22 protein-coding genes are annotated in these 26,637 nt (G+C 71.3%); 8 read left to right on the top strand and 14 right to left on the bottom strand.

The genetic code is table 11. The features are described 5' to 3' along the window. Positions 1-40: 40 nt before the first annotated feature. Positions 41-994 carry a LysR family transcriptional regulator gene (locus G3I54_RS23575; RefSeq protein ID WP_164616861.1) on the bottom strand — a complete coding sequence of 318 codons (954 nt, stop codon included), beginning with the start codon at positions 992-994 and terminating at the stop codon, positions 41-43. A 62-nt stretch (positions 995-1,056) separates the two neighbouring features. Here G3I54_RS23575 and G3I54_RS23570 point away from each other — a divergent pair, with 62 nt between their 5' ends. The 3 genes from G3I54_RS23570 to G3I54_RS23560 all read left to right on the top strand — a co-directional run bounded on the left by G3I54_RS23570 (position 1,057) and on the right by G3I54_RS23560 (position 4,414). Then, positions 1,057-2,367 (top strand): MFS transporter, encoded by a 1,311-nt coding sequence (locus G3I54_RS23570; protein WP_164616860.1) that lies wholly within the window; start codon positions 1,057-1,059, stop codon positions 2,365-2,367. A gap of 135 nt (positions 2,368-2,502) precedes the next feature. After that, positions 2,503-3,219: a L,D-transpeptidase gene (locus G3I54_RS23565; protein WP_164616859.1), complete on the top strand. Its 717-nt coding sequence runs from the start codon at positions 2,503-2,505 to the stop codon at positions 3,217-3,219. Positions 3,220-3,388: 169 nt separating this feature from the next. Beyond that, entirely contained in the window at positions 3,389-4,414 is a 1,026-nt protein-coding gene (locus G3I54_RS23560) for a sigma-70 family RNA polymerase sigma factor (RefSeq protein ID WP_164616858.1), read from the top strand. An 85-nt stretch (positions 4,415-4,499) separates the two neighbouring features. Here G3I54_RS23560 and G3I54_RS23555 read toward each other — a convergent pair whose 3' ends face one another. After that, positions 4,500-4,874 carry an STAS domain-containing protein gene (locus G3I54_RS23555; protein WP_164616957.1) on the bottom strand — a complete coding sequence of 125 codons (375 nt, stop codon included), beginning with the start codon at positions 4,872-4,874 and terminating at the stop codon, positions 4,500-4,502. A gap of 260 nt (positions 4,875-5,134) precedes the next feature. Here G3I54_RS23555 and G3I54_RS23550 point away from each other — a divergent pair, with 260 nt between their 5' ends. After that, complete coding sequence (locus G3I54_RS23550) at positions 5,135-8,419, top strand: S8 family serine peptidase (RefSeq protein ID WP_164616857.1); 3,285 nt, start codon at positions 5,135-5,137, stop codon at positions 8,417-8,419. Between the two features lie 80 nt (positions 8,420-8,499). Here the strand turns inward: G3I54_RS23550 and G3I54_RS23545 are convergent, their stop codons facing one another. The 7 genes from G3I54_RS23545 to G3I54_RS23515 all read right to left on the bottom strand — a co-directional run bounded on the left by G3I54_RS23545 (position 8,500) and on the right by G3I54_RS23515 (position 16,327). Then, a complete protein-coding gene (locus G3I54_RS23545) occupies positions 8,500-9,090 on the bottom strand; it encodes a Uma2 family endonuclease (protein WP_164616856.1) in 591 nt (196 codons plus the stop codon). A gap of 104 nt (positions 9,091-9,194) precedes the next feature. Then, positions 9,195-10,472, bottom strand: a complete 1,278-nt coding sequence (locus G3I54_RS23540; RefSeq protein WP_164616855.1) for a thymidine phosphorylase — start codon at positions 10,470-10,472, stop codon at positions 9,195-9,197. 115 nt (positions 10,473-10,587) lie between these two features. After that, the gene (locus tag G3I54_RS39705; protein WP_164616854.1) at positions 10,588-11,004 is read right to left on the bottom strand and encodes a cytidine deaminase; all 417 of its coding nucleotides are present in this window, start codon (positions 11,002-11,004) and stop codon (positions 10,588-10,590) included. Next, entirely contained in the window at positions 11,001-12,290 is a 1,290-nt protein-coding gene (locus G3I54_RS39700) for an ABC transporter permease (protein WP_164616853.1), read from the bottom strand. Before G3I54_RS39700 ends, G3I54_RS39705 begins: the two co-directional genes overlap by 4 nt. Next, positions 12,287-13,399 (bottom strand): ABC transporter permease, encoded by a 1,113-nt coding sequence (locus G3I54_RS23525; RefSeq protein ID WP_164616852.1) that lies wholly within the window; start codon positions 13,397-13,399, stop codon positions 12,287-12,289. Before G3I54_RS23525 ends, G3I54_RS39700 begins: the two co-directional genes overlap by 4 nt. After that, complete coding sequence (locus G3I54_RS23520) at positions 13,396-14,991, bottom strand: ABC transporter ATP-binding protein (protein WP_164616956.1); 1,596 nt, start codon at positions 14,989-14,991, stop codon at positions 13,396-13,398. Before G3I54_RS23520 ends, G3I54_RS23525 begins: the two co-directional genes overlap by 4 nt. A gap of 298 nt (positions 14,992-15,289) precedes the next feature. Then, positions 15,290-16,327, bottom strand: a complete 1,038-nt coding sequence (locus tag G3I54_RS23515) for a BMP family ABC transporter substrate-binding protein (RefSeq protein ID WP_164616851.1) — start codon at positions 16,325-16,327, stop codon at positions 15,290-15,292. A gap of 641 nt (positions 16,328-16,968) precedes the next feature. Here G3I54_RS23515 and G3I54_RS23510 point away from each other — a divergent pair. Next, positions 16,969-17,289: a hypothetical protein gene (locus G3I54_RS23510; protein WP_164616850.1), complete on the top strand. Its 321-nt coding sequence runs from the start codon at positions 16,969-16,971 to the stop codon at positions 17,287-17,289. Between the two features lie 26 nt (positions 17,290-17,315). Then, positions 17,316-17,642 (top strand): hypothetical protein, encoded by a 327-nt coding sequence (locus tag G3I54_RS23505; RefSeq protein WP_164616849.1) that lies wholly within the window; start codon positions 17,316-17,318, stop codon positions 17,640-17,642. Positions 17,643-17,823: 181 nt separating this feature from the next. On the opposite strand, the gene G3I54_RS23500 is transcribed toward G3I54_RS23505, so the two are convergent. The 5 genes from G3I54_RS23500 to G3I54_RS23480 form a co-directional block, all read right to left on the bottom strand. After that, the gene (locus G3I54_RS23500) at positions 17,824-19,053 is read right to left on the bottom strand and encodes an amidohydrolase (protein ID WP_164616955.1); all 1,230 of its coding nucleotides are present in this window, start codon (positions 19,051-19,053) and stop codon (positions 17,824-17,826) included. Between the two features lie 171 nt (positions 19,054-19,224). Continuing rightward, positions 19,225-20,256, bottom strand: a complete 1,032-nt coding sequence (locus tag G3I54_RS23495) for a hypothetical protein (RefSeq protein ID WP_164616848.1) — start codon at positions 20,254-20,256, stop codon at positions 19,225-19,227. Between the two features lie 10 nt (positions 20,257-20,266). Beyond that, positions 20,267-21,199: an N-acetylneuraminate synthase family protein gene (locus G3I54_RS23490; RefSeq protein WP_164616847.1), complete on the bottom strand. Its 933-nt coding sequence runs from the start codon at positions 21,197-21,199 to the stop codon at positions 20,267-20,269. A 12-nt stretch (positions 21,200-21,211) separates the two neighbouring features. Then, on the bottom strand, positions 21,212-22,456 hold the full coding sequence (locus G3I54_RS23485) for an N-acylneuraminate cytidylyltransferase (protein WP_164616954.1): 1,245 nt from the start codon (positions 22,454-22,456) through the stop codon (positions 21,212-21,214). Between the two features lie 53 nt (positions 22,457-22,509). Next, the gene (locus G3I54_RS23480; RefSeq protein ID WP_164616846.1) at positions 22,510-23,892 is read right to left on the bottom strand and encodes a DUF6716 putative glycosyltransferase; all 1,383 of its coding nucleotides are present in this window, start codon (positions 23,890-23,892) and stop codon (positions 22,510-22,512) included. 208 nt (positions 23,893-24,100) lie between these two features. Between G3I54_RS23480 and G3I54_RS23475 the strand changes: the two genes are divergently transcribed. Continuing rightward, positions 24,101-25,084 (top strand): glycosyltransferase family 2 protein, encoded by a 984-nt coding sequence (locus tag G3I54_RS23475; RefSeq protein WP_164616845.1) that lies wholly within the window; start codon positions 24,101-24,103, stop codon positions 25,082-25,084. After that, entirely contained in the window at positions 25,081-26,445 is a 1,365-nt protein-coding gene (locus tag G3I54_RS23470; protein WP_164616844.1) for a polysialyltransferase family glycosyltransferase, read from the top strand. The genes G3I54_RS23475 and G3I54_RS23470 overlap by 4 nt, the downstream gene beginning before the upstream one ends. Positions 26,446-26,637: the final 192 nt, after the last annotated feature.

Raw genomic sequence — 26,637 nt, 5'->3', positions numbered from 1 at the left:
CCCCTCAGTCCGGCTGCTCCCCTCGGCCCGGCTGTTCCCCTCAGTCCGGCAGCAGGTTCCCCCGGCGTGAGAGCAGGAAGCGCTTGAAGGCGGCGACCGGCGGGGTGTCGGGGTGTCCGTCCAGCCAGGCGACGCCGATCTCGCGGGCCGCGCGCGGTGCGGTGACCGTCAGTTCGACGACGCCGGGGCGGGCGACCGCGGGCGGCGGCAGCAGGGCCACCCCGAGCCCGGCGGCGACCAGTCCGCGCAGGGTCTCCGCCTCCTCGCCCTCGAAGGCGACCCGTGGGGTGAAGCCCGCCTCCGCGCAGAGGTCGTCGGTGATCCGGCGCAGCCCGTAACCCGGCTCCAGCGTCACGAACGTCTCGTCGGCGGCCTCCGCGAGGCGGATCCGGCGGCGGGAGGCGAGGCGGTGGTCGTCGGGGACCACCAGGCGCAGCCGCTGTTCGTCGAGGCGGCGGGCGACCAGGTCGGGGGCGTCGGGAACGGGTGAGGTGAGGCAGAGGTCGAGGCCGCCCGCGCGCAGCCGCTCGATCATCGCCTCGCCGTAGTTCTGCACGAGCTGGAAGCGGACCTTGGGGTGGTCGACCCGGAAGGCTCGGATCAGGGCGGGCACGGTCTCCGAGCCCATGGTGTGCAGGAAGCCGAAGGAGACCCGGCCCGCCGTCGGGTCGGCGTCCGCCCGGACCGAGTCGGCGGCCTTCTCCACCTCGGCCAGGGCCCGTTCCGCCGAGCCGAGGAAGGTGCGGCCCGCCGGGGTGAGCGAGACGGTGCGGCCCTTGCGGGCGAACAGGGCGACGCCCAGGTCCGTTTCGAGCCGGACCATGGCGCGCGAGAGCGTGGACTGCGGAACGCCGAGCTCGTGTGCGGCGCGGGTCACATGCTCGTGGCGGGCGACCGCCTCGAAGTACGCGAGGCGGGGCGCGAGCACGGCCCGGATGTCTTCTTCGTAACTACTCGGTGACAGCCGAGGCCCTGAGCTGCGTTCATGCACCATGGGATCGATTATGGCAGTTTCATGCATTGGACGCATGAAACGTCTCGCTCTACTTTCGACGTATGCCTCCCGCCAGTACCGGGGCATCCACCGTCGCCGTGGATGCCTCTGCCCCGTCGTCCCCCGTCACCACCACCGCCGCGCCCGACGCCGCCACCCATGAGCGTCTGGAGCCCGGCCGCCCCGGCTACCGCCGGATGAGCTTCGCCCTCTTCGCCGCCGGTGTCGCGGCCTTCGCCCTCCTCTACTCCACCCAGGCGCTGCTGCCCGCCGTCTCCGCGTCGTTCGACGCGACCGCCGGGCAGGCGAGCTGGACGGTCTCGGCGGCGACCGGGGCGCTGGCCCTGTTCGTGCTGCCGCTGAGCGCGCTCTCGGAGCGGTTCGGGCGGCGGCAGATGATGACGGCCTCGCTGGCCGTCGCGGTGCTGGTCGGGCTGCTGGTGCCGTTCGCCCCGTCGATGGGCGCGCTGATCGCGCTGCGCGCCGTCCAGGGTGCGGCGCTCGCCGGACTGCCGGCCTCCGCGATGGCGTATCTGGCGGAGGAGGTGCGGCCCAAGGCGCTGATCGCCGCGATCGGGCTGTTCGTCGCGGGCAACAGCATCGGCGGCATGAGCGGCCGCATCCTCACCGGCTGGGTCGCCCAGGCCTGGGGCTGGCGCGCCGCGCTCGCGGCGGTCGGGCTGCTCGCGCTGGCGTGCACCGTCGTGTTCCACTTCCTGATCCCGAAGGCGAAGAACTTCCGTCCCGGTTCGCTGAACCCGAAGGCGCTCGCGAAGACCGTCGCCGGTCATCTGGCCGATCCGCTGCTGGTGCGGTTGTACGCGATCGGCGCGCTGTTCATGACGGTGTTCGGCGCGGTCTACACGGTGATCGGCTACCGGCTGGTCGAGGAGCCGTTCAGCCTGCCGCAGGGCGTCATCGGGTCGATCTTCCTCGTCTACCTCGTGGGGACGGTCTCCTCCGCCGCCGCCGGACGGCTGGTGGCCCGCCTCGGCCGCCGGGGCGCGCTCTATCTGGCGGTCTCCACCACGACCGCCGGGCTGCTGCTGTCGCTCGCGGACCAGCTGGCCGCCGTACTGCTGGGCCTGGTGCTGATCACGGCCGGCTTCTTCGCCGGGCACGCGGTCGCCTCGTCCTCGGTGAGCCGGACGGCCACGACGGGCCGGGCGCAGGCCTCGGCGCTCTACCAGTCGGCGTACTACCTGGGCTCCAGCGCGGGCGGCACGCTGGGCGCGGTCGCCTTCCACGCGGGCGGCTGGACGGCGACGGTGGCGCTCGGTCTGCTCGCGGTCCTCGGCGTCGTCTCGATCACCCTGTACGGGACCCGGGTGGCGCGTGCGGAGCGGCGGGCGCTCGTCCCGGCCACCCGCTGAACCGCTGACCCCCTGACCCGCTCCGCCGGCCGCTGAAGCACAACCGAGACATTCCGGCGCGCAACCACCGCTCCCCTTCGCACGTCTACCAGGCGTAACCAACAACGCACTGTGGGCGAAGGGGAGTTGGCGCGCATGGGAGTCACGGCGAAGATACCCGTAAGACGGTTGCGGCGCGGGGTGGCACTGTCCGTCGCCGGACTGGTGGCCGCCCCGGCCCTGGTCCTGGGCACCGGCACCGCCGCCCACGCGGCGTCCTGCACGAAGTCGGTGGGACCGCACCAGAAGCAGGTCGAGAAGTTCCTGAAGCGGCCCGTGGACGGCAAGCAGTCGACGGCCGACTGCAAGGCGATCCAGAAGTTCCAGAAGAAGCACGGGATCACCCCGACCATCGGCTACGCCGGTCCGCTCACCTGGCGCACGATGAACACGATGCTCGCCCAGAAAGCGGCCGGGAAGAATCCCAACAAGGCGAAGAAGTGCCCCACCGACAAGGGACGCATCGCCTGTGTCGACCTGACCCGGCAGCTGAGCTGGATCCAGGACGGCAAGAAGCTGACGTACGGGCCGGTGCCGGTGCGGACCGGCCGGGACGGCGCGGAGACCCGGACCGGGGCCAAGAAGATCTACTGGCGCAACATCAAGCACTGGTCGACCATCTACAAGGTCTGGATGCCGTACTCCCAGTTCTTCGACGGCGGCCAGGCGTTCCACTCGGTCACCAAGTCCATGTACAACCCGCCGGGCTCCGGCGGCTGCGTCAACATGCGCCCCGCCGACGCGAAGGCATACTGGAAACTGCTGAAGAACGGCGACGACGTGTACGTGTACGGGCGCAAGCCCGGGACCTGAGCGAGGCGCTGAGCGCATCCCGAGGGGTGCCGGACGGATCGTGGCCGGAGCCACGGCGGCCGGTACCCCTTGTTCGTTTTCCGCCCCCGACTGTCAGTGGCCTGCGGTAGCTTCCGACGTACCGGGTGACGGATGCCACAGCGCGGCTGCGCGCGACAGGGGTGGAGCGATGAGCGACCTGACCACGACGACGGACGCGGGAGCGGCGGCGGGCGGCGAGGGCGGCGATGCCGGGATCGACAGCCGTCTTGAGGGGCACCGGGTCGAGCTGACCGGCTACTGCTACCGGATGCTCGGATCCGCCTTCGAGGCCGAGGATGCGGTGCAGGACACCCTCGTCCGCGCCTGGCGCAACTTCGACAAGTTCGAGGGCCGCTCCTCGCTGCGTTCCTGGCTCTACCGGATCGCCACCAACGTCTGCCTGGACATGCTGAACGCGGGCAACAAGCGGGCCCGCCCGGTCGATCTGACCGGGCCGACCCCGCTCGCCCAGGCCGCGCTGAGCCCCCGCCCGGAGAACGTCTGGCTGGAGCCGATGCCCGACGGCCGGATCCTGCCGTCGCTCCAGGACCCGGCGGAGGCGGCCGTGGCGCGCGAGTCGGTGCGCCTGGCGTTCGTCGCCGCCCTCCAGCACCTGCCGCCCAAGCAGCGGGCCGTGCTGATCCTGCGCGAGGTGCTCGCCTGGAAGGCCGCGGAGGTCGCCGAGCTGCTGGAGACCTCCGTCGCCTCGGTCAACAGCGCGCTCCAGCGGGCCCGCGCCACGCTGACCGAGACGGAGAGCCGCCCGGGCGATGCGGCGGACCCGCTCGACGAGGAGCAGCAGAAGCTCCTGGAGCGCTATGTGAAGGCGTTCGAGGGCTATGACATGGCGGCTCTGACCGCGCTGCTCCACGAGGACGCGGTGATGACGATGCCGCCGTTCGACCTGTGGCTCCGGGGCACCGGCGACATCACGGGCTTCATGACCACCATCGGCGCGGCCTGCGCGGGCTCCAAGCTGGTGCCCGTCTCGGCCAACGGCTCCCCCGCCTTCGCGCACTACAAGCCCGCCGAGGACGGCACCGGGTTCGTGCCGTGGGCGGTCCAGGTCATCGACGTCCAGGACGGGGCGATCACGGGGATGCACTGCTTCCTGGACGTCCCGCGCTGGTTCCCGCTGTTCGGCCTGCCGGACCGGCTGCCGGCGGACGCGTAGCAGTCGTCGGCCGTAGGTACGCCCGTACGGGTCCGGCAGCCGCCGGGCCCGTACGTCGGCGCACTCCGGCAGCGCTCCTCCGCGGTCAGCGCGCGTCCGGCACCCGTTCCCCTGGGCCCTCCTCCAGGGCCACCACATCGGCCAGCCCCACCAGGTCCAGCAGTGACCGGAGTTCGGGCGGTACGCGGCACAGCCGCAGGGTGCGGCCGGACCGGCGGGCGACGAGGGCCAGCCGGGCCACCGCCTCGACGAGGGTCAGATCGGGCCTGATCACTCCGCCCACGTCGCAGTCCACCGCCGCGCCCGGGGCGAGCGCGGCTCCGCGGGGGCCGGCCAGAGCACGCTCCAGCTCGGCGCAGAGGTCGGGTACGACGGCACGGCTGACCCGCCCGGTCACGGTCAGGACGATCGGATATTCGGCATCCACACCAGGCAGACCGCAGCGGCGGGCGAAATTCATCGGAGCCCGGTGCGCGACGCCCGCCACGGAGGGGCTGTTTTGCGTCAACTCCGGAATTCCTGTGTTCCTTCTGTGAACCAATCCCCCCAACTTTCCCTCTAGTTCGGTGAACCGACGGCCGCAGCCGTCATTCCTGCGTCTCTGCGGACCGGCGGGTTGAGGAACCATCGAGTTCTCCAGGGGGAGAGTTGCGCAGACACGTGAGGAACGCGTGCATACCGGCGGTCGCCGCGGCGGTGGCCGTGGCACTGGCGGCGGGTATGACCCAGACCGCCGTCGCCCAGCCGGATCCGAAGGGGGCGTCCGGCACCCGGGCCAAGGCCCAGGACCGGGAGTCGCGTCAGCTGACGCTTGTCACCGGTGACCGGGTCACCATCGACGCCCAGGGCAAGCCGGTCGCCTTCCGGCCCGCGAAGGGCCGGGAGAACATCCCGGTCCAGCGGATGAGCAGCAAGGGCCACACCCTCGTCGTCCCGGCCGACGCCCATCGGCTGATCGTCTCCGGCAAGCTCGACCGCCGGCTGTTCGACGTCACCGAGCTGAGCCGTCCGGAGAACCTCCGGGCCCAGCGGGACGGTCTGAAGCTGATCGTCGGATACCGGGGCAAGCAGGCCGCCGCCGCGAAGGCGCAGGTCCGCGACGCGGGCTCCACCGAGGTCGGCCGGAGTCTCACCTCGCTGAACGCCGAGTCGGTGACCACGCCGACCGCCGACGCGCCGGACATCTGGAAGGCGCTCACCGACCGGGGCGCGGACGGTGAGCGGGTCACCACCGCGGCCGGCATCGACCGGGTCTGGCTGGACGGGGTGCGCCGGGCGAGCCTCGACAAGAGCGTCCCGCAGATCGGCGTTCCGGCGGCCTGGAAGGCCGGGTTCACCGGGAAGGGCGTGAAGATCGCGGTCCTGGACACCGGGACGGACGCCACCCACCCCGACCTCAAGGGTCAGATCCTGGCGGAGAAGAACTTCAGCGCCGCCAAGGACACCAAGGACCGGGTCGGCCACGGTACGCACGTCGCGTCGATCGCGGCGGGCACCGGCGCCAAGTCGGGCGGGAAGTTCAAGGGCGTGGCCCCGGACGCCAAGCTGCTCGCGGGCAAAGTGCTCGACGACGACGGGTTCGGCGAGGACTCCGGCATCCTGGCCGGAATGGAGTGGGCGGTCGCCCAGGGCGCCGACATCGTCAACCTGAGCCTCGGCGGGTCCGACACCCCGGAGGTGGACCCGCTGGAGGCTGCGGTCGACAAGCTGTCGGCCGAGAAGGGCGTCCTGTTCGCGATCGCCGCGGGCAACGAGGGCGACGGTGCGGGCACCGTCGGCTCGCCCGGCAGCGCGGACGCCGCGCTGACCGTGGGCGCGGTCGACGACAAGGACCTGCTGGCGGACTTCTCCAGCCGTGGTCCGCGGATCGGTGACGGTGCGATCAAGCCGGATGTGACGGCTCCCGGCGTGGACACCACGGCGGCCATCCCGCCCGGTTCGCTGATCGCCCGGGAGGTGGGCGAGAAGCCCGCCGGTTACGCCACCATCTCGGGTACGTCGATGGCCACGCCGCATGTCGCGGGCGCGGCCGCCCTGCTCAAGCAGCAGCACCCCGACTGGACGTACACCGAGCTGAAGGGCGCGCTGACCGCGTCGACGAAGCCCGGTGCGTACAACCCGTTCCAGCAGGGTTCCGGCCGGATCGCGGTGGACCGTGCGATCGCCCAGAGCGTGATCGCCGAACCAGTCTCGGTGAGCTTCGGGGTGCAGCAGTGGCCGCACGCCGACGACAAGCCGGTCACCGAGAAAGTCACGTACCGCAACCTCGGCACGAGCGACGTCACCCTCGATCTGAAGGCGACGGGCACCAACCCGAAGGGCAAGCCCGCTCCGGCCGGCTTCTTCACGCTCGGCGCGGACAAGGTCACCGTTCCGGCGGGCGGCACGGCGGAGGTCACGCTGACCGCCGACACCCGGCTCGGCGGCACCGCCGACGGCACGTACTCCGCCTACCTGGTGGCCACCGGCGGCGGGCAGACCGTGCGCACGGCCGCCGCGGTCGAGCGCGAGGTGGAGAGCTACGACGTCTCCATCAAGCACATCGGGCGGGACGGCCGCCCGGCCGTCTACGTGGACAGCACGCTCTTCCGCTTCGGCGCGGAGTCCGGCAACCCGTTCCTGAGCCCGCGGGTCGTCGACGGCACGGCGAAGATCCGGGTGCCCAAGGGCACATACGCGGCCAACTCCACGGTGTACAAGGACCCGGACGACGTCACCAAGGGCGCCGACTGGATCGCGCAGCCCAAGGTCGCGGTCACCAAGAACACCTCGCTGACGTTTGACGCCCGCAAGGCGAAGCCGTTGAAGTTCACCGTGCCGGACGCGAAGGCGAAGGGTGAGCTGTTCTCACCGGACTACGCGGTGGAGGCGGCGAACGAGGCGGTCTCCTTCGGCTGGGTGATGGATTCGCCGGCCGGCCTCCGTACGCTCCACGTCGGCCCGAAGATCACCGACGGTTCGCTCGCCCAGCACTGGTCGGGTACCTGGAGCAAGGGCGCGTCGACCGAGTACGACATCGCGGTCGGCGGCACGGTCAAGCAGCTCGCCACCGGCTTCGAGCGGAAGTTCACCACGGGGCAGCTGGCCAAGGTGAAGATCGCCATGGGCTCGGCCGCGCCGAAGAAGAAGGGCGCGATCACCGCCTTCCCGTACCTGCCCACGCAGGGCGGGAGCTGGGCCACCGCGATCGACCAGAAGCTGCCCGGCACCCGCACGCTGTACCTCTCCACCGCGGACAAGGTGGCCTGGAGCTTCGACTTCGACCAGCAGGGTCCGGTCGACGAGGACGGCTGGCCGACGTACGAGGCCAGCTACCAGGTCGGCCAGGAGGCGACGTACAAGGCGGGCAAGACGTACACGAAGTCCGTGAACACCGGGGTGTTCGGCCCGCTGGTCGACAAGAACTACGGCGTCGTCCGTGAGGGCAACGAGATCATCGGCTCCCTCCCGCTGCTGGCCGACGGTCAGGGCAACGCGGGCGGGATGGTGTTCACCTCGGCCAAGACCGTCCTCTACCGCAACGGCAAGAAGCTCGGCCAGAACGCCGATCCGGTGACCGGCTACGAATTCTTCAAGGTCCCGGCGGGCGCGGCCGACTACAAGCTGACGACCACGGTCAAGCACAGCGCGAAGGTCAGCCCGCTCTCCACCCGGGTGGACGCGGCGTGGACGTTCCGCTCGAAGAAGACCGCGTTCACGATGCTGCCCGTCTCCACCGTCCGGTTCACCCCGGCCGTGGGCGCCGACGGCCGGGTCAAGGCGGGCAAGACCGTCTCGGTCCCGGTGAAGGTGCACGGCGCGGCCGCGGGCAAGAACCTGAAGTCGCTGAAGACGTACGTCAGTTACAACGGCGGCAAGACCTGGAAGAAGGTCACGGTCAAGAAGGGCAAGATCACCGTCAAGAACCCGGCCAAGGGCAAGGCGATCTCCTTCTCCGCCAAGGTCACCGACAAGAAGGGCAACACCTCGTCGGTGAAGATCTACAACGCGTACCTGGGCAAGTGACCGGGCACGACGGGTAGTTCACCCTCGCACGACGACGGCCCGCCGCACGGATCCTCTCCGTGCGGCGGGCCGTCCGCGTGTCAGCTGATGGGGAAGACGCCCGTGTCCAGGACCAACCCGAATGGCTCGGGGAGGGTCAGCTCCCGCCCGTACTCGACCGTCTCCAGCACCCGGTACGTACCGCCGTCCGGCTCGCCGTAGAGCGTCGCGGTGGGGCGGCCGGAGTGCCAGGGGTCGAGGAGGAGAAACAGCTCGACTCCGGCCTTGGCGTAGCCGTTGACCTTGCCGACGCGGTCGTGGTTGGCGTTGGCGCGTGAGGTGATCTCCACGACGAGGCGGGCCTCCTCGGCGGGGACGGTGTTGCCCGGCCCGGAGGCGGTGGCACGGTCCACGACGACGAGGTCCGGGATGTAGATTCCGCCCCGGCCCGGGAGGGAGAGGCCGAGGGTCTGGTAGATCCCCCACTCCTCCGGGATGACGGTGTAGAGGGGGCGTTGGAGAAGGGAGGCGGTGCTGCTGTGGTCCCTGGACGGCGGCGGCGACACGGTGACGATCTCCTCGATGATCTCCACCTTGCAGCCCTCGGGCGCGTCCGTCTCCTCCCAGAGCCGGACGAGGTCGTCCCAGTCCTGGCCGGGGTCCGGCGCGGGGTCGACGGCGAGTGGGTCCATGGCGGTCTCCTCTGTCGGTACGTCGCCTCGGGCCGAGTCCAGCATGCCGAACGGGACCGGCGGCAGTCCACCGGTCCCGTTCACCCGTACGAGGAAACCGCAGGTCAGGCGATACGTTCCCGCACCACCGGCAGCGGTGCGAACGAGGTGCCGGCCGGGGCGATGTCGTACGCGTCGGGCAGTGCCTTGAGGGCGTAGTCGAACTTCTCGGGGGTGTCCGTGTGCAGCGTCATCAGGGGCTGGCCCTCGGTGACGGTGTCGCCGGGCTTGGCGTGCAGCTCGACGCCCGCGCCCGCCTGCACCGGGTCCTCCTTGCGGGCGCGGCCCGCGCCGAGGCGCCAGGCGGCGACGCCGACGTCGTAGGCGTCCAGGCGGGTCAGGACGCCGGAGGAGCGGGCCGTCAGCACGTGCTGCTCGCGGGCGGTCGGGAGGGTGGCGTCGGGGTCGCCGCCCTGGGCGGAGATCATGCGGCGCCAGACGTCCATCGCGGAGCCGTCGGCGAGGGCCTTCTCGGGGTCGGCGTCCTTGAGGCCCGCCGCGTCCAGCATCTCGCGGGCGAGGGCGAGGGTCAGGTCGATGACGTCCTGCGGGCCGCCGCCGGCCAGCACCTCGACCGACTCGCGGACCTCCAGGGCGTTGCCCGCGGTGAGGCCGAGCGGGGTGGACATGTCGGTGAGCAGCGCGACCGTGCGGACGCCGCTGTCGGTGCCGAGCGCGACCATGGTGGAGGCCAGTTCGCGGGCGTCCTCGATGGTCTTCATGAAGGCGCCGGAGCCGACCTTGACGTCCAGGACGAGCGCGCCGGTGCCCTCGGCGATCTTCTTGGACATGATCGAGCTGGCGATCAGCGGGATCGCCTCGACGGTGCCGGTGACGTCGCGCAGCGCGTACAGCTTCTTGTCGGCGGGCGCGAGACCGTCACCGGCGGCGCAGATGACCGCGCCGGTGGTGTCGAGGACGTTCAGCATCTCCGCGTTGGAGAGGTGGGCCCGCCAGCCGGGAATGGACTCCAGCTTGTCCAGGGTGCCGCCGGTGTGGCCGAGGCCCCGGCCGCTGAGCTGCGGCACGGCCGCGCCGCAGGCGGCGACCAGCGGGGCGAGCGGCAGGGTGATCTTGTCGCCGACGCCGCCGGTGGAGTGCTTGTCGGTGGTGGGGCGGGAGAGCGCGTCGAAGTTCATCCGCTCGCCGGAGGCGATCATCGCGGCGGTCCAGCGGGCGATCTCGGTGCGGTTCATCCCGTTGAGCAGGATCGCCATGGCGAGGGCGGACATCTGCTCGTCGGCGACCTCGCCGCGGGTGTACGCGTCGATGACCCAGTCGATCTGCTCGGGGGTCAGCTCGCCTCGGTCCCGCTTGGTGCGGATGACGGAGATGGCGTCCATGGGAGTCCTTCCGGCCGGGTGCGTACGCAAGAGTCCTCGTTGACTCTACGCGCATAGAGAGAGAAGAGCGGTGGCCCTTCCGGGAAGGGAAGGGCCACCGCCGGGAGATACGGGTTCAGCCGAGGTGCTGCGGGCCGAACGACTGCGGCAGCATCTCGTCCAGCGTGCGCCGCCCGTCGGGCGTCTCCAGGAGGAGTTCCGGCCCGCCGAACTCGTACAGCAGCTGTCGGCACCTGCCGCACGGCACCAGGATCGCCCCGGTGCCGTCCACGCAGGTGAAGTGGGTCAGCCGACCGCCGCCGGTGGCCTGGAGCGTGGAGACCAGACCGCACTCGGCGCAGAGCGAGAGGCCGTAGCTGGCGTTCTCCACATTGCAGCCGGTGATCGTGCGGCCGTCGTCCACCCGGGCGGCGACCCCGACCGGGAAGCCCGAGTAGGGGGCGTACGCACGGGACATGGCGTCCCGTGCGGCCTCCCGCAGGGCCTCCCAGTCGGCCTCGCCGAAGGCGGTGGCGGCGGGCGGCGGCGTCACTTGCCCTCGCCCTTGCGGTAGCGCATACCGTCCGCCTTCGGCATGCGTAGCCGCTGTGCGGAGAGCGAGAGCACGAGCAGCGTGACGATGTACGGCGTGGCGCTGACGAACTCGGTCGGCACGGTGTCCGTGGCGAGGTACCAGACCAGGACCACCGCGGCGATGGCGCCGCTGATCGCGCCGGGCACGAACTTCTTGCGGTAGAGCTTCCAGGCCGCCAGGACGGCCAGGACCACCACGAGGAGCAGCAGCAGCGCGTGGACGGAGTCACCGCCGTTGCGGAGCTGGAGCGCGTCGGCGAAGCCGAACAGGCCCGCGCCCATGGCGAGACCGCCGGGCCGCCAGTTGCCGAAGATCATCGCCGCGAGGCCGATGTAGCCGCGGCCACCGGTCTGGCCCTCGTTGTAGATGTGCGAGGTGACCAGGGAGAGGAAGGCTCCGCCGAGTCCGGCGAGGCCGCCGGAGGCGATCACCGCGATGTACTTGTAGCGGTAGACGTTCACGCCGAGCGACTCGGCGGCCACCGGGTTCTCGCCGGCCGAGCGCAGCCGCAGACCGAAGGCCGTCTTCCACAGGATGAAGAAGGTGGCCACGAAGAGCGCCAGGGCCACCAGCGTCAGCACGGAGACGTTGGTGATCAGACCGCCGACGACGCCGGCCACGTCGGAGACGAAGAACCAGTGGTGCTGTTCCACCGAGTGCAGCCAGTCCGAGACCCCGGGGAGCGTCACGGTGGTGATGTCCTCGGCGGGCGGTGACTGTTTGGGGCTTCCGCCCTTCGTCGCCGCCTCACCGGTGTTGAACCAGAGCTTGGCGAAGTAGGTGGTGAAGCCGAGCGCCAGGATGTTGATGGCGATACCGGAGATGATGTGGTCGACACCGAAGGTGACGGTGGCGACGGCGTGCAGCAGCCCGCCGAGCATGCCGCCGACGACGCCGGCGAGCACACCGATCCAGGGGTTGGTCTGCCAGCCCGCCCAGGCGCCGAAGAAGGTGCCCAGGATCATCATGCCTTCGAGGCCGATGTTGACCACACCGGCCCGCTCGGACCAGAGGCCGCCGAGACCGGCGAGGCCGATCGGCACGGCCATGGCCAGCGCGGCGCTGATCTGGCCCGCCGAGGTGACGTCCTGCGCGCCGGTGATGGCGCGCACCGCGGAGAGCGCCAGGAGCGCGCCCGCGACGATCAGCAGGATGACGGGGAGGGAGAACCGGGTTCGGCCGCCCTTGCCGCCGGAGACCTTGGGGGCCGCGGGCGGCGGAGTGGAAGTCGCCGTGGCGGTCACGCCGACACCTCCTGCTGGTCGGAGTTACGGGCCTGAGCGGCGAGCTCCTCGCCGACCCTGCTCTGCTGACGCTTGATGCCGTAGCGGCGGACGACCTCGTAGGCGATGACGACGCACAGGACGATGACGCCCTGGATGACGCCGACGATCTCCTTGTCGTACCCCTCGAACTCCAGCTTTCCGGTGCCGCGCTCCAGGAAGCCCCACAGCAGCGCGCCGAGCGCGATGCCCACGGGGTGGTTACGGCCCAGGAGGGCGATGGCGATACCGGTGAAGCCGATGCCGATCGGGAAGTCGCCGCTGTACTCGTAACTGTCGTTGAGCAGCGTCGGCATGCCGATGAGGCCGGCCACCGCGCCGGAGATGAGCATCGAGGTGACGACCATCTTCTTGACGTTGACGCCGCTGGCCTGCGCCGCCGAGCCGGACTGGCCGACGGTCCGCAGGTCGAAGCCGAACCGGGTGCGCGAGAGCACGAACCAGTAGGCGATGCCCGCGAGGACCGCGATCACGATGAAGCCCCAGATCGGGGTCGGCGTGGTCGGGAACTCGAAGAAGTGCGAGGACTCCGGGATCGGCTTGGTGGAGATCTTCGTTCCGGCCTGGTCCAGGTGGCCGAGGCGGCCCTGCTGGAGCAGGTAGCCGATGATGGCCGTCGCGATGGCGTTCAGCATGATCGTCGAGACGACCTCGCTGACGCCCCGGGTGACCTTGAGGACACCGGCGATACCGGCCCACATGGCGCCGACGATCATCGCGGTGAGGATGATCAGCGGGATCTGGAGGACACCGGGCAGGGTCAGCGCGCCGCCGAGGGCGGCGGCGAAGAAGGCCGCCAGGCGGTACTGGCCGTCGACGCCGATGTTGAACAGGTTCATCCGGAAGCCGACGGCCACCGCGAGACCCGCGAGGTAGTAGGTCGTCCCCTTGTTGAGGATGTAGACCTGGCTGTCCGCCTTCAGCCCGTAGTCGAACATGATGCCGAAGGCGCTGAACGGTTCCTTGCCGGTGGCCGCCAGCACGAGGGCGGTCACCAGGAACGCGACCACGATCGCGAGTGCCGGGGCCGCGATGCCCAGGAGCAGCCGCTCCTTGTCGAACTTCTTCATCGGTCCTCTCCCCCGTCCCGGGGGTCGGTGCCGGCGTCGCCGTCGGCGTCCGGTGCTTCGAGATGCCCCGAGGCCGCGCCGGTCATCGCCGAGCCGAGCTCTTCCGGGGTGATGGTCGCCGGGTCGGCGTCCGCGACCAGGCGGCCGCGGTACATGACCCGCAGGGTGTCGGACAGGCCGATCAGCTCGTCCAGGTCCGCCGAGATCAGCAGGACGGCGAGCCCTTCGCGGCGGGCCTCACGGATCTGGTCCCAGATCTGCGCCTGCGCGCCGACGTCCACACCGCGGGTGGGGTGGGCGGCGATCAGGAGCTTGGGCGAGTGGCTCATCTCCCGGCCGACGATCAGCTTCTGCTGGTTGCCGCCGGAGAGGGACGCCGCGGTGACCTCGATGCCGGGGGTGCGGACGTCGTACTCGCGCACGATGCGCTCGGTGTCGGCGCGGGCCGCCTTGTTGTCCAGCAGCCAGCCGCGGCTGTTGGGCTTCTCGGTGACGTGCCCGAGGATGCGGTTCTCCCAGAGGGGCGCGTTCAGCAGCAGGCCGTGCCGGTGGCGGTCCTCGGGGATGACGGCCATGCCGTCCTCGCGCCGCTTGCGGGTGGCGGTACGCGAGATGTCCGCGCCGTCCAGGGTGAGGACGCCGTGGTCGAGGTGGCGCATGCCCATGATGGAGTCGACCAGCTCGGACTGCCCGTTGCCCTCGACCCCCGCGATGCCGAGCACTTCGCCCTTGCGGATGGTGAAGGTGATGCCGTCCAGCACGACGCGCACGACGCCGTCCGGGTCGGTGACGGTGAGCCTGAGGTCCTCGACGGTCAGCATCGGAACGTCGGTGACGGTCGACTCGCGGGTCTCCGGCGAGGGCAGCTCGCTGCCCACCATCAGCTCCGCGAGCTGCTTGGTCGTGGTGTTCGCGGGGTCCGCGGTGCCCACCGTCGTACCGCGCCGGATCACCGTGATCTCGTCCGCGACGGAGAGCACTTCGCCCAGCTTGTGCGAGATGAAGATGACGGTGAGGCCTTCGGCCTTGAGCTCGCGCAGGTTGTCGAAGAGCGCGTCGACCTCCTGCGGCACGAGCACGGCGGTCGGCTCGTCGAGGATCAGGGTGCGGGCGCCCCGGTAGAGGACCTTGAGGATCTCCACCCGCTGCCGGTCGGCGACCCCGAGGTCCTCGACCATGGCGTCCGGGCGGACCCCGAGGCCGTACGCCTCCGAGATCTCCTTGATCTTGGCCCGGGCGCGGGAGCCGATCCCGTACAGCTTCTCGGAGCCGAGGACGACGTTTTCCAGGACCGTGAGGTAGTCGGCGAGCATGAAGTGCTGGTGCACCATGCCGATCCCGCGGTCGATGGCGTCGCCGGGGTTGTTGAACGCGGCCTGCTCGCCGTCGATCGTGATGGTCCCCTCGTCCGGCTTCTGCATGCCGTAGAGGATCTTCATCAGGGTGGACTTCCCGGCGCCGTTCTCGCCGACGAGGGCGTGCACGGTACCGCGGCTCACGGTGATGTCGATGTCGTGGTTGGCCACGACCCCGGGGAATCGTTTGGTGATGCCGCGGAGCTCTACGGCATGAGGACTGCTGGACGCTTTGATGACGCACTCTCCTTGACAGGAGCGGAGGGCGGAGGGACGAGGAGGGCGGCGTTGCCGCGATCGGAGGACGGGGCGGGCAGGGACGTGACGGTGGCGGGTGAGCGTGGCGGGTGGGGTGGCGAAAATACCGCGCCCGACGGAAGCTACGCGCGTAGCGCCACTGATCGGCCGCCCGGTCGGCGAGCGGGCCACGGACACGTACCCGCATACCGGGCACTCCGGTGGGGGCGTGTACGTGAATCGGGGCCCGGGGACGCTGCCGAAGCCGCGCTCCCGGACCCCGATGTCAACGAACCGGTCAGGTCGTGGTCTTGACCTTGATGGTGCCGTCGACGATCTTCTTCTTCGCCTCGTCGATCTTGGCCTGGATGTCGCTGAGGTGGTCACCCGTGGTGGTCAGGCTGACACCGTCCTCGGCCAGCGAGTACGACTGGGTGCCGGACAGCGGCTTGCCCTCGTCGACCGACTTGATGAGGTCGAAGACACCGCTGTCGACGTTCTTGACGACGGAGGTCATGATCGTCTCGGAGTACTTCGACAGGGCCGGGTCCTTGGCCTGGTCGGAGTCGACGCCGATGGACCAGGCGCCCTTCTTGCCGGCCACGGCCTCGATCGCACCGGCGCCGGAGCCGCCCGCGGCGGCGAAGATCACGTCGGCGCCCTTGTCGAGCATGCCCTTGGCGGCGGCCTTGCCCTTGTCGGGGCTGCCGAAGCCGGACAGGTCCGAGCCCGTGGACAGGTACTGGATCTGCACCTTGGCCTTCGGGTCGGTGTCCGTGACGCCCTGCTGGAAGCCGGCGGCGAACTTCTTGATCAGCGGCAGGTCGACGCCGCCGATGAAGCCGACCTGACCGTCCTTGGACTTCAGCGCCGCCGCGACACCGGCGAGGTAGGAGCCCTGCTCCTCGGTGAAGACGATGGAGGCCACGTTCTTGGCGTCGGAGACCGAGTCGATCAGACCGAACGTGGTGTCCGGGTGCGACTTGGCGACCTTCGCGATCGCGTCCGAGTAGGCGAAGCCGACCCCGATGACCGGGTTGTAGCCGCCCTCGGCGAGCGAGCTGAGGCGCTGCTCGCGGTCGGCCGGGGTCTCGCCGCTCTTGGCGGTGAGCTCCTTGGTCTCGGCGCCGAGGTCGGCCTTGGCCTTGTCGAGGCCACGGGCCGCGGAGTCGTTGAAGGAGTTGTCCCCCCGACCGCCGACGTCGTAGGCCATGCCGACCTTGAGCTTGCCTTCGGAGTCACTGGACTCGGTGGACGACTCGCCGCACGACGTGGCGGTGAGCGCGAGGGCCGCGGCGACAGCACACGCGGCGGTGATCTTGGATACCCGGCGCACGAGGAGGGTCCCTTCAGACTGGCCGAAAGCGCCTCTTCCGGCGCTGGTTTCGCGGCGATCGTAACGCGCGTAGATATCTGTTTAGCCCCAGTTCATGAGTCGTTACCAGATCGAAGCGCGAGGTCGACCCAGGGACATCGGCGGCCTTCGGAAGGCGACGCGAGCACGACCGTCCACGCCGTCAGCCTACGACGGCCCGGCCCGCCCCGCCGGGCATCCACGGGGCATGCGCGGGGCGGGCCGGACGGGCGGTCCCACGCGCTCGGGACGTGATGGTCCGACCGGCCCGGGACAGTCGTGCGCCGGTGGGCTCGGGGGTGGGCGTACACGGGCGGTAGCGGGCGTTCCGGTTGAAGCGTTCCAGCAGTACCCGTAATCATCACAAGCAGCCGAAATTACCTTTCCTTTACCGGTCACGTCGACTGCCCGATGCTTGCCATGTCGACCTACCGCTGATAAAAATCGACCAGGCATTTGACCGGCAGCGGTCCTGCCGACTGCATGAACGGGGAATCCGCCGACCAGCGGAATCAGGCATTTCACCACAGGGGGACTCGCGCTCTGCCGCGCCCTTTCGCCACTCGCCGCATTGCGGCACCTTTCCCTTTTGAGCAGGACGCTGCCCAAACATGGGGGAATCAATGAAGCGCGCGCTTTCCGTCTTCTCGATCGCGGCTCTGGCACTCGTGGGCGCCGGCGTCGTCGCACCGACGGCGTCCGCCGTACCGGTGGGCAACTGCAAGACCTGGGTCTCCAACGGAGCGCCGTACACCGGGTCCGCCTACTGCAGCAACATCGCGGCCTTCGATAAGTTCCGTGTGAAGGTCACCTGCGTCGACCCGCGGGGCAGCAAGTGGGTCGCCTACGGGCCGTGGAAGAAGAACACCCAGACGTCGACCGTGAAGTGCTCCGACAACCCCAACGTGGGTGTTGTCAACGCCGGAGTCTCTTTCAACGCCTGACGACCGCACCACTCACAGGGGGAACCATGAAGAAGATCATGAGCATCGCCGCGGGGCTTCTCCTCGCCGCCGGCTCCGTCGCCGTCTCCGCACCCACCGCAAGCGCGGCCAGCGTCGACTGCGACACATGGAAGTCGAGCACCGCGCCGTACAAGGGGTACGCCAAGTGCACGGGAATGCTCCCGTATCCGCTGGAAGGCGTGCAGGTGAGGGTGACGTGTATCGACGCCCGCGGTAGCCAGTGGCACGTCAACGGAAGCCGTGTGGGCAACGGGAAGACGTCCACCGCCAAGTGCTCCGACAATCCGAGCGTCGGAATCTACAAGGTGGGGCTGACGCGGAGCCGCATGTGAAATAACGGTTAGGCCGAAACGGGCCCGGGCCACGCGGTCGCACCACACCGACGCGCGGCCCGGGTTTCGCCGTTCACGTACGGCGGGAAAGGCGCCCCGGAAATATGCGGGTGCGGTTTCACTAAAGCGCGCCCTCACCGCTCGTCGACGCACCCGGTCCGCCCGGCCCGGGCCCGCCCGATCAGCCGTTCAGCAGTGCCGAGGCGGTGAACAGCTCGACCCCCACGGTGATGGCCTCTTCGTCCACGTCGAAGTTGCCGCGGTGCAGGTCGAGCCCGCGCGTGTCGCCCGGGGTGCGGACGCCGAGGCGGGCCATCGCGCCGGGAACCTGCTCCAGGTACCAGGAGAAGTCCTCGCCGCCCAGGCTCTGCTCGGTGTCCTCGATCGCATACGATCCGCGGCGCTCGGTCATCGCGGCGTCCAGCAGGCCGATGGACTCGGCGTCGTTCACCACAGGCGGCACGCCGCGGACGTAGTTGATGACGGTCTTGGCCCGGTGCATTCCGGCCACCTCGTCCACGGCGGCGTGCACCAGGTCGGGGGCCTCGCGCCAGGCGTCCAGGTTGAGGCAGCGGACGGTGCCGGACAGCTCGGCGTGTTGCGGGATGACGTTGGGGGCGTGTCCGGTCTCCAGGCGGCCCCAGGTCAGCGCGAGGCCGGAGCGGGCGTCGACCCGGCGGGCGAGCAGCGCGGGCACGTCGACGGCGATCCGGGCGGCGGCGGTGACCAGGTCGGTGGTCAGGTGCGGCCGGGCGGTGTGTCCGCCGGGGCCGTCGAGCGTGATCTCCAGCCGGTCGCAGGCCGAGGTGATGGCTCCGATCCGCAGCCCGATCCGCCCGACGTCCACCTTCGGGTCGCAGTGCACGCCGATGATCCGCCCGACGCCCTCCAGCACCCCGGACTCGATCGCGTCGACCGCACCGCCGGGCAGGACCTCCTCGGCGGGCTGGAAGATCAGCCGCACGGCGTTGGGCAGCAGCCCCTGCCGGTCGAGCCCGGCGAGCACGAGGCCCGCCCCGAGCACGGTGGTGGTGTGCACGTCGTGCCCGCAGGCGTGTGCCCGGTCGGGAACGGTGGACCGGTAGGGCACGCCCGCCTTGGTGTCCGGGATCGGCAGCGCGTCGATGTCCGCCCGCAACGCCAGCATCGGCGTCACCCCGTCCCACTCCCCCACGTCGCACATGAGCCCGGTCCCCACCGCGAGAACCTTCGGCTTCAGCCCGGCCTTCTCCAGCCGGTCCTTGATGGCCGCGGTGGTGCGGAACTCCTGGTTGCCGAGCTCGGGGTGCATGTGGAGGTCGCGGCGGAAGGCGATCAGCTCGGCACGGAGTTCGTCGGAGAGCCTGCCGGGCAGCGCACCTCCCCCGGGCTGGCCGGCCGGGTGGTGGGGGCGGGAGGCGCGGGACTTCAACTGGTTCACCTTAGGAAGCGTAGGCCCCCTGCCCCCTCAACTGGCCACAGATCAACAAAACTTCAGCCGCTCAGGCGAACAAATTTCCTGTGAGGACGTGTGACGCAGGGTGGTTGCGGGTATACCCGTTCGCCTTCCGCACCGGGGTCCGCGCCTGCGCGGACACGGTCCTCAGGTCGCCACCGACGACAGTCGCTGCACCCCCCGCGCCGTCTCCGTGACGCCGCTCAGGAAGCCCTGGGCGCGCGGCGAGGCCGTGGCGCGGAGCCATTCCGGGGCGATGTCGCAGACCGCGACGTTCACGCCCGTGCCGGCCAGGGCCAGCGGGAGGGTGTGGACGACCGTGGAGGGGAAGCTGACGATCGTGCGGCCGATGGGGCCGCGGCGGGCGATCAGTTCCAGCGGGAGGTCCGGGCGGACGATCTCCAGGCCGGTGGCGGCTTCCAGGGCGTGGAGCTTCTCGGCGGACTCGCGGCGGTGGGCGAAGTAGCGGGTGGCTCCGTGGGTGCGGGCCAGGGCCGTGACCGCTTCCTGGTACGGGACGGGGTCGACGACGCCCGTCTCGACCAGGGAGGTGCCGACGAGGTCCGCGCCCTTGCCGATGCTGGGCGGCCCGAAGCGGGCGCGGGTCCAGGCGAAGGTGTTCGGGGTGACCGCGATGCCGGGCGGAGCCTCGACCGGCATCGCGGTGAACACCTCGACCGTGTGGCGGGCCGTCGGGGTGAAGCGGCGGCGGGCCGTGGCGGTGACCGGGGCCAGGACCAGTTCGCGCGGTCCCGTACGGCCCCGGCGGTGCCAGCGGGTCAGTCGCTCGCCCCGGGCCAGCTGGGCGACGAACTCCATGGTGGCCGTGCCGTCGTCGACCACGGTGAGGTGATCGGCGCGGACCAGGGTAAGCAGGAGCTGGACGTACCGGGAGAACGGGTCCCCGATCACGATGTGGTCCGCGCGCCGGACCAGCCCGGCCAGGGCGCGCAAAGCCTTCAGGGGGGCGCCGGACTCGCCGCGCGCCTCCTGCCAGCGGACCGCGATGCCCTCGTCGCGGGCCAGCTCCGCCATCCGGCGCAGCTGACCGCGCGACATCGGGTCGACCGGGGGGAGGACGACGACCGTGGTGGCGGCCGGATCGTCTCCCCCCTGGGTGTGAACCCACTCCAGGACGTTCAGGAGCTGGACCGGGCTCTCGACGAAGGCGAGGTTCACCGGTCGGCGCTCAGACCGCGACCGGCTCGGGGGCCGGCGCGTTCTCGGTCTCGGCGACGACGCCCGCGACGCGGCGGAGCTTCTTCATCGGGCCGAGCTCGGACTCGTACACCTTCTTGACGCCGTCGCCGAGCGACTGCTCGATGGTGCGGATGTCGCGGACCAGGCGGGTCAGGCCCTGCGGCTCGACGGAGGCGGCCTGGTCGGAGCCCCACATGGCGCGGTCCAGGGTGATGTGGCGCTCGACGAACGTGGCGCCGAGCGCGACGGCGGCGAGGGTGGTCTGCAGGCCGGTCTCGTGGCCGGAGTAGCCGATCGGGACGTTCGGGTACTCCTGCTGAAGGGTGTTGATGACCCGGAGGTTCAGCTCCTCGGCCTTCGCCGGGTACGTGGAAGTGGCGTGGCAGAGCAGGATGTTGTCGCTGCCCAGGACCTCGACCGCGTGGCGGATCTGCTTCGGGGTCGACATGCCGGTGGAGAGGATGATCGTCCGGCCGGTGGCGCGCAGGGCGCGCAGCAGCTCGTCGTCGGTGAGCGAGGCGGAGGCCACCTTGTGGGCGGGGACGTCGAACTTCTCCAGGAAGGCGACGGCCTCGGTGTCCCACGGGGAGGCGAACCAGTCGATGCCGCGCTTGGCGCAGTGCTCGGCGATGGCGGTGTACTCCGCCTCGCCGAACTCGACGCGGTGGCGGTAGTCGATGTACGTCATCCGGCCCCAGGGGGTGTCGCGCTCGATGTCCCACTGGTCGCGCGGGGTGCAGATCTCCGGGGTGCGCTTCTGGAACTTGACGGCGTCGCAGCCGGCTTCGGCGGCCGCGTCGATCAACGAGATGGCGTTGTCGAGGTCGCCGTTGTGGTTGATGCCGATCTCGCCCGTGATGTAGACGGGGTTGCCGGGGCCGGCGGTGCGGGTGCCGAAGGTGCGCAGGCGGGAGGTGCTCATGGTGGTGCTTCCTTACTTGGTGGGGACAGCAGGGGTGTTGGTGGTGGTGAGGGTGGGGCCCAGCAGCCAGGCCGCGATCTCGCGGATGGCGCCGTAGCCCCCGGGAGTGGTCGTCACGGCGCGCGCGGCGGCGCGTACCGAGTCATGGGCGCTCGCGACGGCGACGGGCCAGCCGGCGAGCGAGAAGCAGGGCAGGTCGTTGACGTCGTTGCCGACGTAGAGGACCCGGTCGGGTGCGATGGAGTGCTCGTCGCACCAGCGCTTCAGCGCCTCGTCCTTGCGGTCGATGCCGTGCAGGACGGGGATCTGGAGCTTCCGGGCGCGGGCGGCGACGACCGGGTTCTGTTCGGTGGAGAGGATCAGGAGGGGCACGCCGGCCTTGCGCAGGGCGGCGATGCCGAGTCCGTCGCCCCGGTGCACGGCGACCGTTTCGCGGCCCTCGGAGTCGATCATGACCCGGTCGTCGGTCTGGGTGCCGTCGAAGTCCAGGACGACCGCGTCCACGTCCGCGAGGGAGGGCAGCGGGGCGGGGTCCAGGAGCGGGGCGAGCGCGCGGGCGCGGGCCAGGTCGTGCGGGTCGTCGATCTCCAGCACCCGCGCCGGGTCGGTGGGCACCAGCGCGGTGTGGGCGAAGAAGCGGTGCCGGTGGGTACGGAAGCCCGCCGCGTCCATCGCGTAGGCCGCGCCGGTCTCTAGGAAGTCCTGGGGGCGGTCCTGGCGGCGGGGGCGTACGGACTTGTCGTGGTTGACGCCGTACGTGCCCTCCTCGACCGCGTGCCCGTCGCGCCAGACGAAGCCGTGGAACGGGGCGACCGTGACGGCCGTATCGGCGCCCTCGTGGGCCACCGCCCTGGCCACGCCGTCGATGTCCTCGCGGGAGACGAACGGGCTGGTGCACTGGACGAGGAGGACCACGTCGACGGTGCGGGCGCGCTCGGCCTCGTAGACGTCCAGGGCGTGCAGCACGGCCGCCTCGCTGGTCGCCGTGTCGCCCGCGATGGCGGCGGGGCGCTCGACGCAGTGCAGCCGGTGGGCGGCCTGGAGGTCGGCGGCGGCGCTCCGGGCGGCCTCGGCGATCGCCCCGTCGTCGGTGGTGACGACGACGTCGGTGACCTCGGGGGCGCCGAGCGCGGCGCGGACGGCACGGGCGACCAGGGGGATGCCGCCGACCTCGGCGAGGTTCTTGGCGGGGACGCCCTTGGATCCGCCGCGGGCGGGGATCACGGCGAGGACGGTCGGGGTCGGGGGCGGCTGCATCGCTGCTCCTGGTGTCATGGCGGTTCCTGAGGTCGTCGAGGCCGCTGGGGTGGTCACAGCTCTCCCATCCGGCGGATCACCGGCGCGACGCGCTGGACGCCCTGGCGGTAGGCGCCGCGCGCCGCGTTGCGGACGGTTTCGCGCACCGCGCCCCGGACCCGGCCCGCCTCCTGCGGTGCGGCCGCCCCGGGCAGGGGCGTGCCGTCGGGGGCCAGGTGGTGGCGGGCGAGGATGCCGGGGAGGTATCCGGGGGCGGTGGCGGGGGTGTAGTAGGGGGCGAGCGGCGGGAGTTGACCGCCGTCGAGGAGGGCGGTGACCTTGGCGCGGGCGGTGTCGTAGGCGGTGCCGTACGAGCCGTCGGCGGCGACGCCCTGCCCGGACAGCCACTCGCCGTCGGGCCGGGGCCGGATCCCGCCGTCGAGCCGGTCCCAGGAGGTGAGGAGCCCGGAGCCGACGAAGTGGTGGTTGCCGAGGGTCTCCCGTACGCCGAGGTCGGTGAGGATCGCGGTCGGGATGCGGCGGTGCAGGGACTCCAGCGCGGCGGTCGAGGAGACGGTGACCAGGAGGTCGGTGCGGTCCAGGACCTCGCCCATGTGCCCGTACACCAGGCGGAAGTTGGGCGGCAGACCGCCGGGCAGCTTCTGTGCGAGCTTCTGGTAGGGCAGTTCCTCGATGTGCGTGGTGTGCTCGCCGGGCTTGGAGCGCAGCTTCAGCAGCACCTCGCGGCGCGGGTGCAGCCGGGCGTGCTCGACGAGCCGGCGGAGCAGGTACGTACGGTCGGCGCGGGAGGCCGGTACGGAGGGCTGGGCGGCGAACACCACGGTGTCGCGGCCCTCTTCGGGGCGGTAGGGGGCACCGCCGAGGAAGGGCAGCGCGGCCTCCGTGACGGCCGAGGCGTCGGCGCCCACCCCCTCGTACACCGCGCGGAAACGCCCCGCGTCGTGGGCCGAGTTGGCGAGGACGACGTCCGCCCCGTGGCGGAGCAGCAGCCCGTCGGCGAGCTTCTCGTAGACGACGCCCACGTATCCGGTGACGACGACGGGCCGGCGCGGCAGGTCGAGGGCGGCGAGGCCGTGGAGCATGGCCTGGACGCCGCCGCCGACGAGGGCGAGGACGACGAGGTCGTACCCCTCCTCGCGCACGGTGTGCAGGAACTCGACGGCGGTGACCTCGCGGACCCGCTCGGCGTCGATCCCGACCTCGCCGACCTCCGCGAGCTGGCGGGGCGTCGGGGTGGCCCGGCCGCGCAGCAGCAGCCCGCTGACCTCGACGGGACGCGCGTCCGGACCGTCCGCTTCGGCGGTCAGGCGGCGCGCGGTGAGCGCGCCCCATTTCCACCGGGTGTCGGAGTCGGCGAGGACGGCGACCCGCAGCGCCGGTCGGAGTGCGGCGGGGGTTTCGGCCGGTTCGGCCTCATTGCTGGTACGTGGGGGCACGTCCTAGAAGTTAGGAAGGCATTTCGATGCGCGGCCCAACGTGATGGCAACAGATGGTTAACAGCGAGCCGACGATTGGGGAGCGGCCCCGAATACGCCCTCAATTCCCGGTTCGGAAAAGGCGATTCACCTGGGCGTAGGGCGTTGTTCACCTGCTGGGCGCATTGCGGAAAAGGAAGGGTCCGGGGCCGCACCTAAGGTGATGTGCGTGGTTAAGCTCTCCGTCATCGTGCCGTTCTTCAACGTGCAGACCTACGCGCCCGACACCCTCAGAAGCCTGCGGGCCAACGCCCGCGAGGACTTCGAATTCCTTCTCGTCGACGACTGTTCGACCGACGGGACACGGGAACTGCTGGACCGGGCCGCCGCCGGGATTCCCGGTGCCGTGCTGCTGCGGCACGAGGCGAACGGCGGTCTGGCGACCGCGCGCAACACCGGTCTGGAGGCCGCCCGCGGCGAGTACATCGCGTTCCTGGACGGCGACGACTGGCTGGCTCCCGGGCACTACGAGCGGCTGCTGGCCCGGACCGAGGCGCTGGGCTGCGACTTCGTGCGCACCGACCACGTCCAGGTGAACGGCAGTTCACGGACCGTACGCCGGGTTCCGCACGGGCCGCACGGCGTGGTGAGCGACCCCCGGGCCGCGATCCTGCCCGCCCACCGCACCACGTCGGTGGACTACGCGTTCGCCTGGGCCGGCCTCTACCACCGGCGGCTGCTGGACCGGGGGCTGCTGCACTTCACCGACGGGCTGCGCACCGCCGAGGACCGGCCGTGGATCTGGCGGCTGCACCGGGAGGCGGAATCCTTCGCCGTCCTCGGTCTGCTCGGCCATTTCTACCGGCGTGGCGTCGCCACGTCGCTGACCCAGATCGGCGACGTCCGCCAGCTCGATTTCCTGCGCGCTTTCGACCAGGTGATCGCCGATACGGCCGCCGACCGCGACGCGGAACTGTTTCTGCCGAAGGCCGTACGCACGTACTGCGCGGTCATCGCCCACCATCTCGGTGATCCCGACAAATTCGAACCGGCCGTGGCCCGCGAACTGAAGTCGCGCGGCGCGGCGGCCCTGGCACGCCTGCCGCAGACATTGCTGGACGAGACTCTCGACTCCATGGACGTGACACGGGCGACCCGGGTGCGCAGGCTGCGCCGCCGCCCGGCCGCCGCGAAGGGGGCCTCGGCCGCATGACCATCCGGATCTTCCACGCCTCCTCGCCCGCCGCGGCGGTGCTGCTCGCCGCGGCGATCGACGCGTGCTGCTTCACCGAGCCCGACCGCCGGATCCTGCTGCTGTCCCGGACCGGGCCGGCTCCGGAGGCGGGTGCCGACGTCTCGGAGACCGCCGGGTTCGAGCGGCTGCGCGCCCGGTTCGACGAGGTGCTCTCGTGGAACGACGCGATCTTCCCCTTCCACCCGGACGGCTGGCTGCCCCGCGCCGACGACGCCCCGCTGTGGGAGCGGCACTTCCGGCGCGCCTGGGGGCTCGGCGACGAGGAGCTGGAGCTGGTCGTGGACTCCCCGCACGCAGGTCCCGCCCGGGCCCTCACCCAGGTGTTCGCCGGGGTACCGGTCGATGTGTACGCCGAGGGGCCCGGCGGCTACGGCCCGACCGGGGAGAAGATCCCCCCGCTGACCGGCACCCGGGTGCGGCGGCTGCTCCATCCGGACCTGGTGGCCGGGGTGCGCCCGCTGCTGCTGGGCGAGTACGGGGTGGAGCCGCAGATCGTCCCGGCCGAGGCGATCATGAAGGTGGTGGGTGAACTGGCCCACGAGGAAACGGAGTTGTCCGGAGCGGACCGGCCGGCTGTGGAGCTGCCGGGCGGCGAGGCGCCCGCGTTGCTGCTCGGGCAGGATCTCGCCGGGGCCGGGCTGATCCCGGCGGCCGAGGAGGCGCGGCTGCGGCTGGAGATGGTGCGCGGGGCCGTAGCCCTCGGCCACACCCGACTGGTGTTCGCGCCGGATCCGTACGCGCCGTGGGAGAGCCCGGCGGCGCTGCCCGCCGAGGCGGACCGGCTGGGCGTCGGGCTGACCGTGCTCGACACTCCGCGGCCCGTCGCGGCCGATGTGCTGCTGCACCGGCTGCGGCCCGCGCTGGTGGTGGGCTGCACCTCGGCCGCGCTGTTCGGGGCGGCCCGGTTCCACGGCCTCCCGGTGGCGACCGTCGGCACGGGGCTGCTCCTGGAGCGCCTGACCCCGTACGAGAACGCCGAGCGGATACCGGCGACGCTCGCCGACGCCGTGCTGCCCGCTCTCGACGACGCGGAGGCGGTCGCCGCGCAGAAGCCGGGCGGCGAGGCGGAGTTGGACGGTCTGCTGGCCGCCGTCGGCTTCGCGATGCGGCCGAAGGTCCGCGCCGATCTGCGCCCGGCCGCCGAGCGCTATCTGTCCGCACACCTGGACGGCCGCACCTGGCGCTACTTCAAGCGCCGCCGCCTGGCCTCGCTCGCGCTTCCCGGGGTGGTCCCGGCACGGCTGGCGTTCCTGCGGAGCAACCCGGCCCTGCGCCGGGTGGCCCGGCGGGCCCGGGCGCTGCGGGGCGGCGGGGGCTGAGGCACGGCGGGGTGGCAGGTGGGGTGGCAGGTGGGTGAGCGGCAGGGGCCGGGCGGGAGTCAGGTGCACTGCGGGAGCCGGGCGAGCGGCGGGGCCGGGCGCGGAGCCAGGTGCGCTGCGGGGGCCCGGGGGGAGTCAGGTGAGCAGCGGGGGCCGGGCGAGCGGCGGGGCCGGGCGGAGCCAGGTGCGCCA

Source organism: Streptomyces sp. SID14515 (genome assembly GCF_010548505.1).
Lineage (GTDB): Bacteria > Actinomycetota > Actinomycetes > Streptomycetales > Streptomycetaceae > Streptomyces > Streptomyces caviscabies.
The sequence above is the reverse complement of the archived record's forward strand: the minus strand, read 5'-3'. Positions and strand labels throughout refer to the sequence as shown.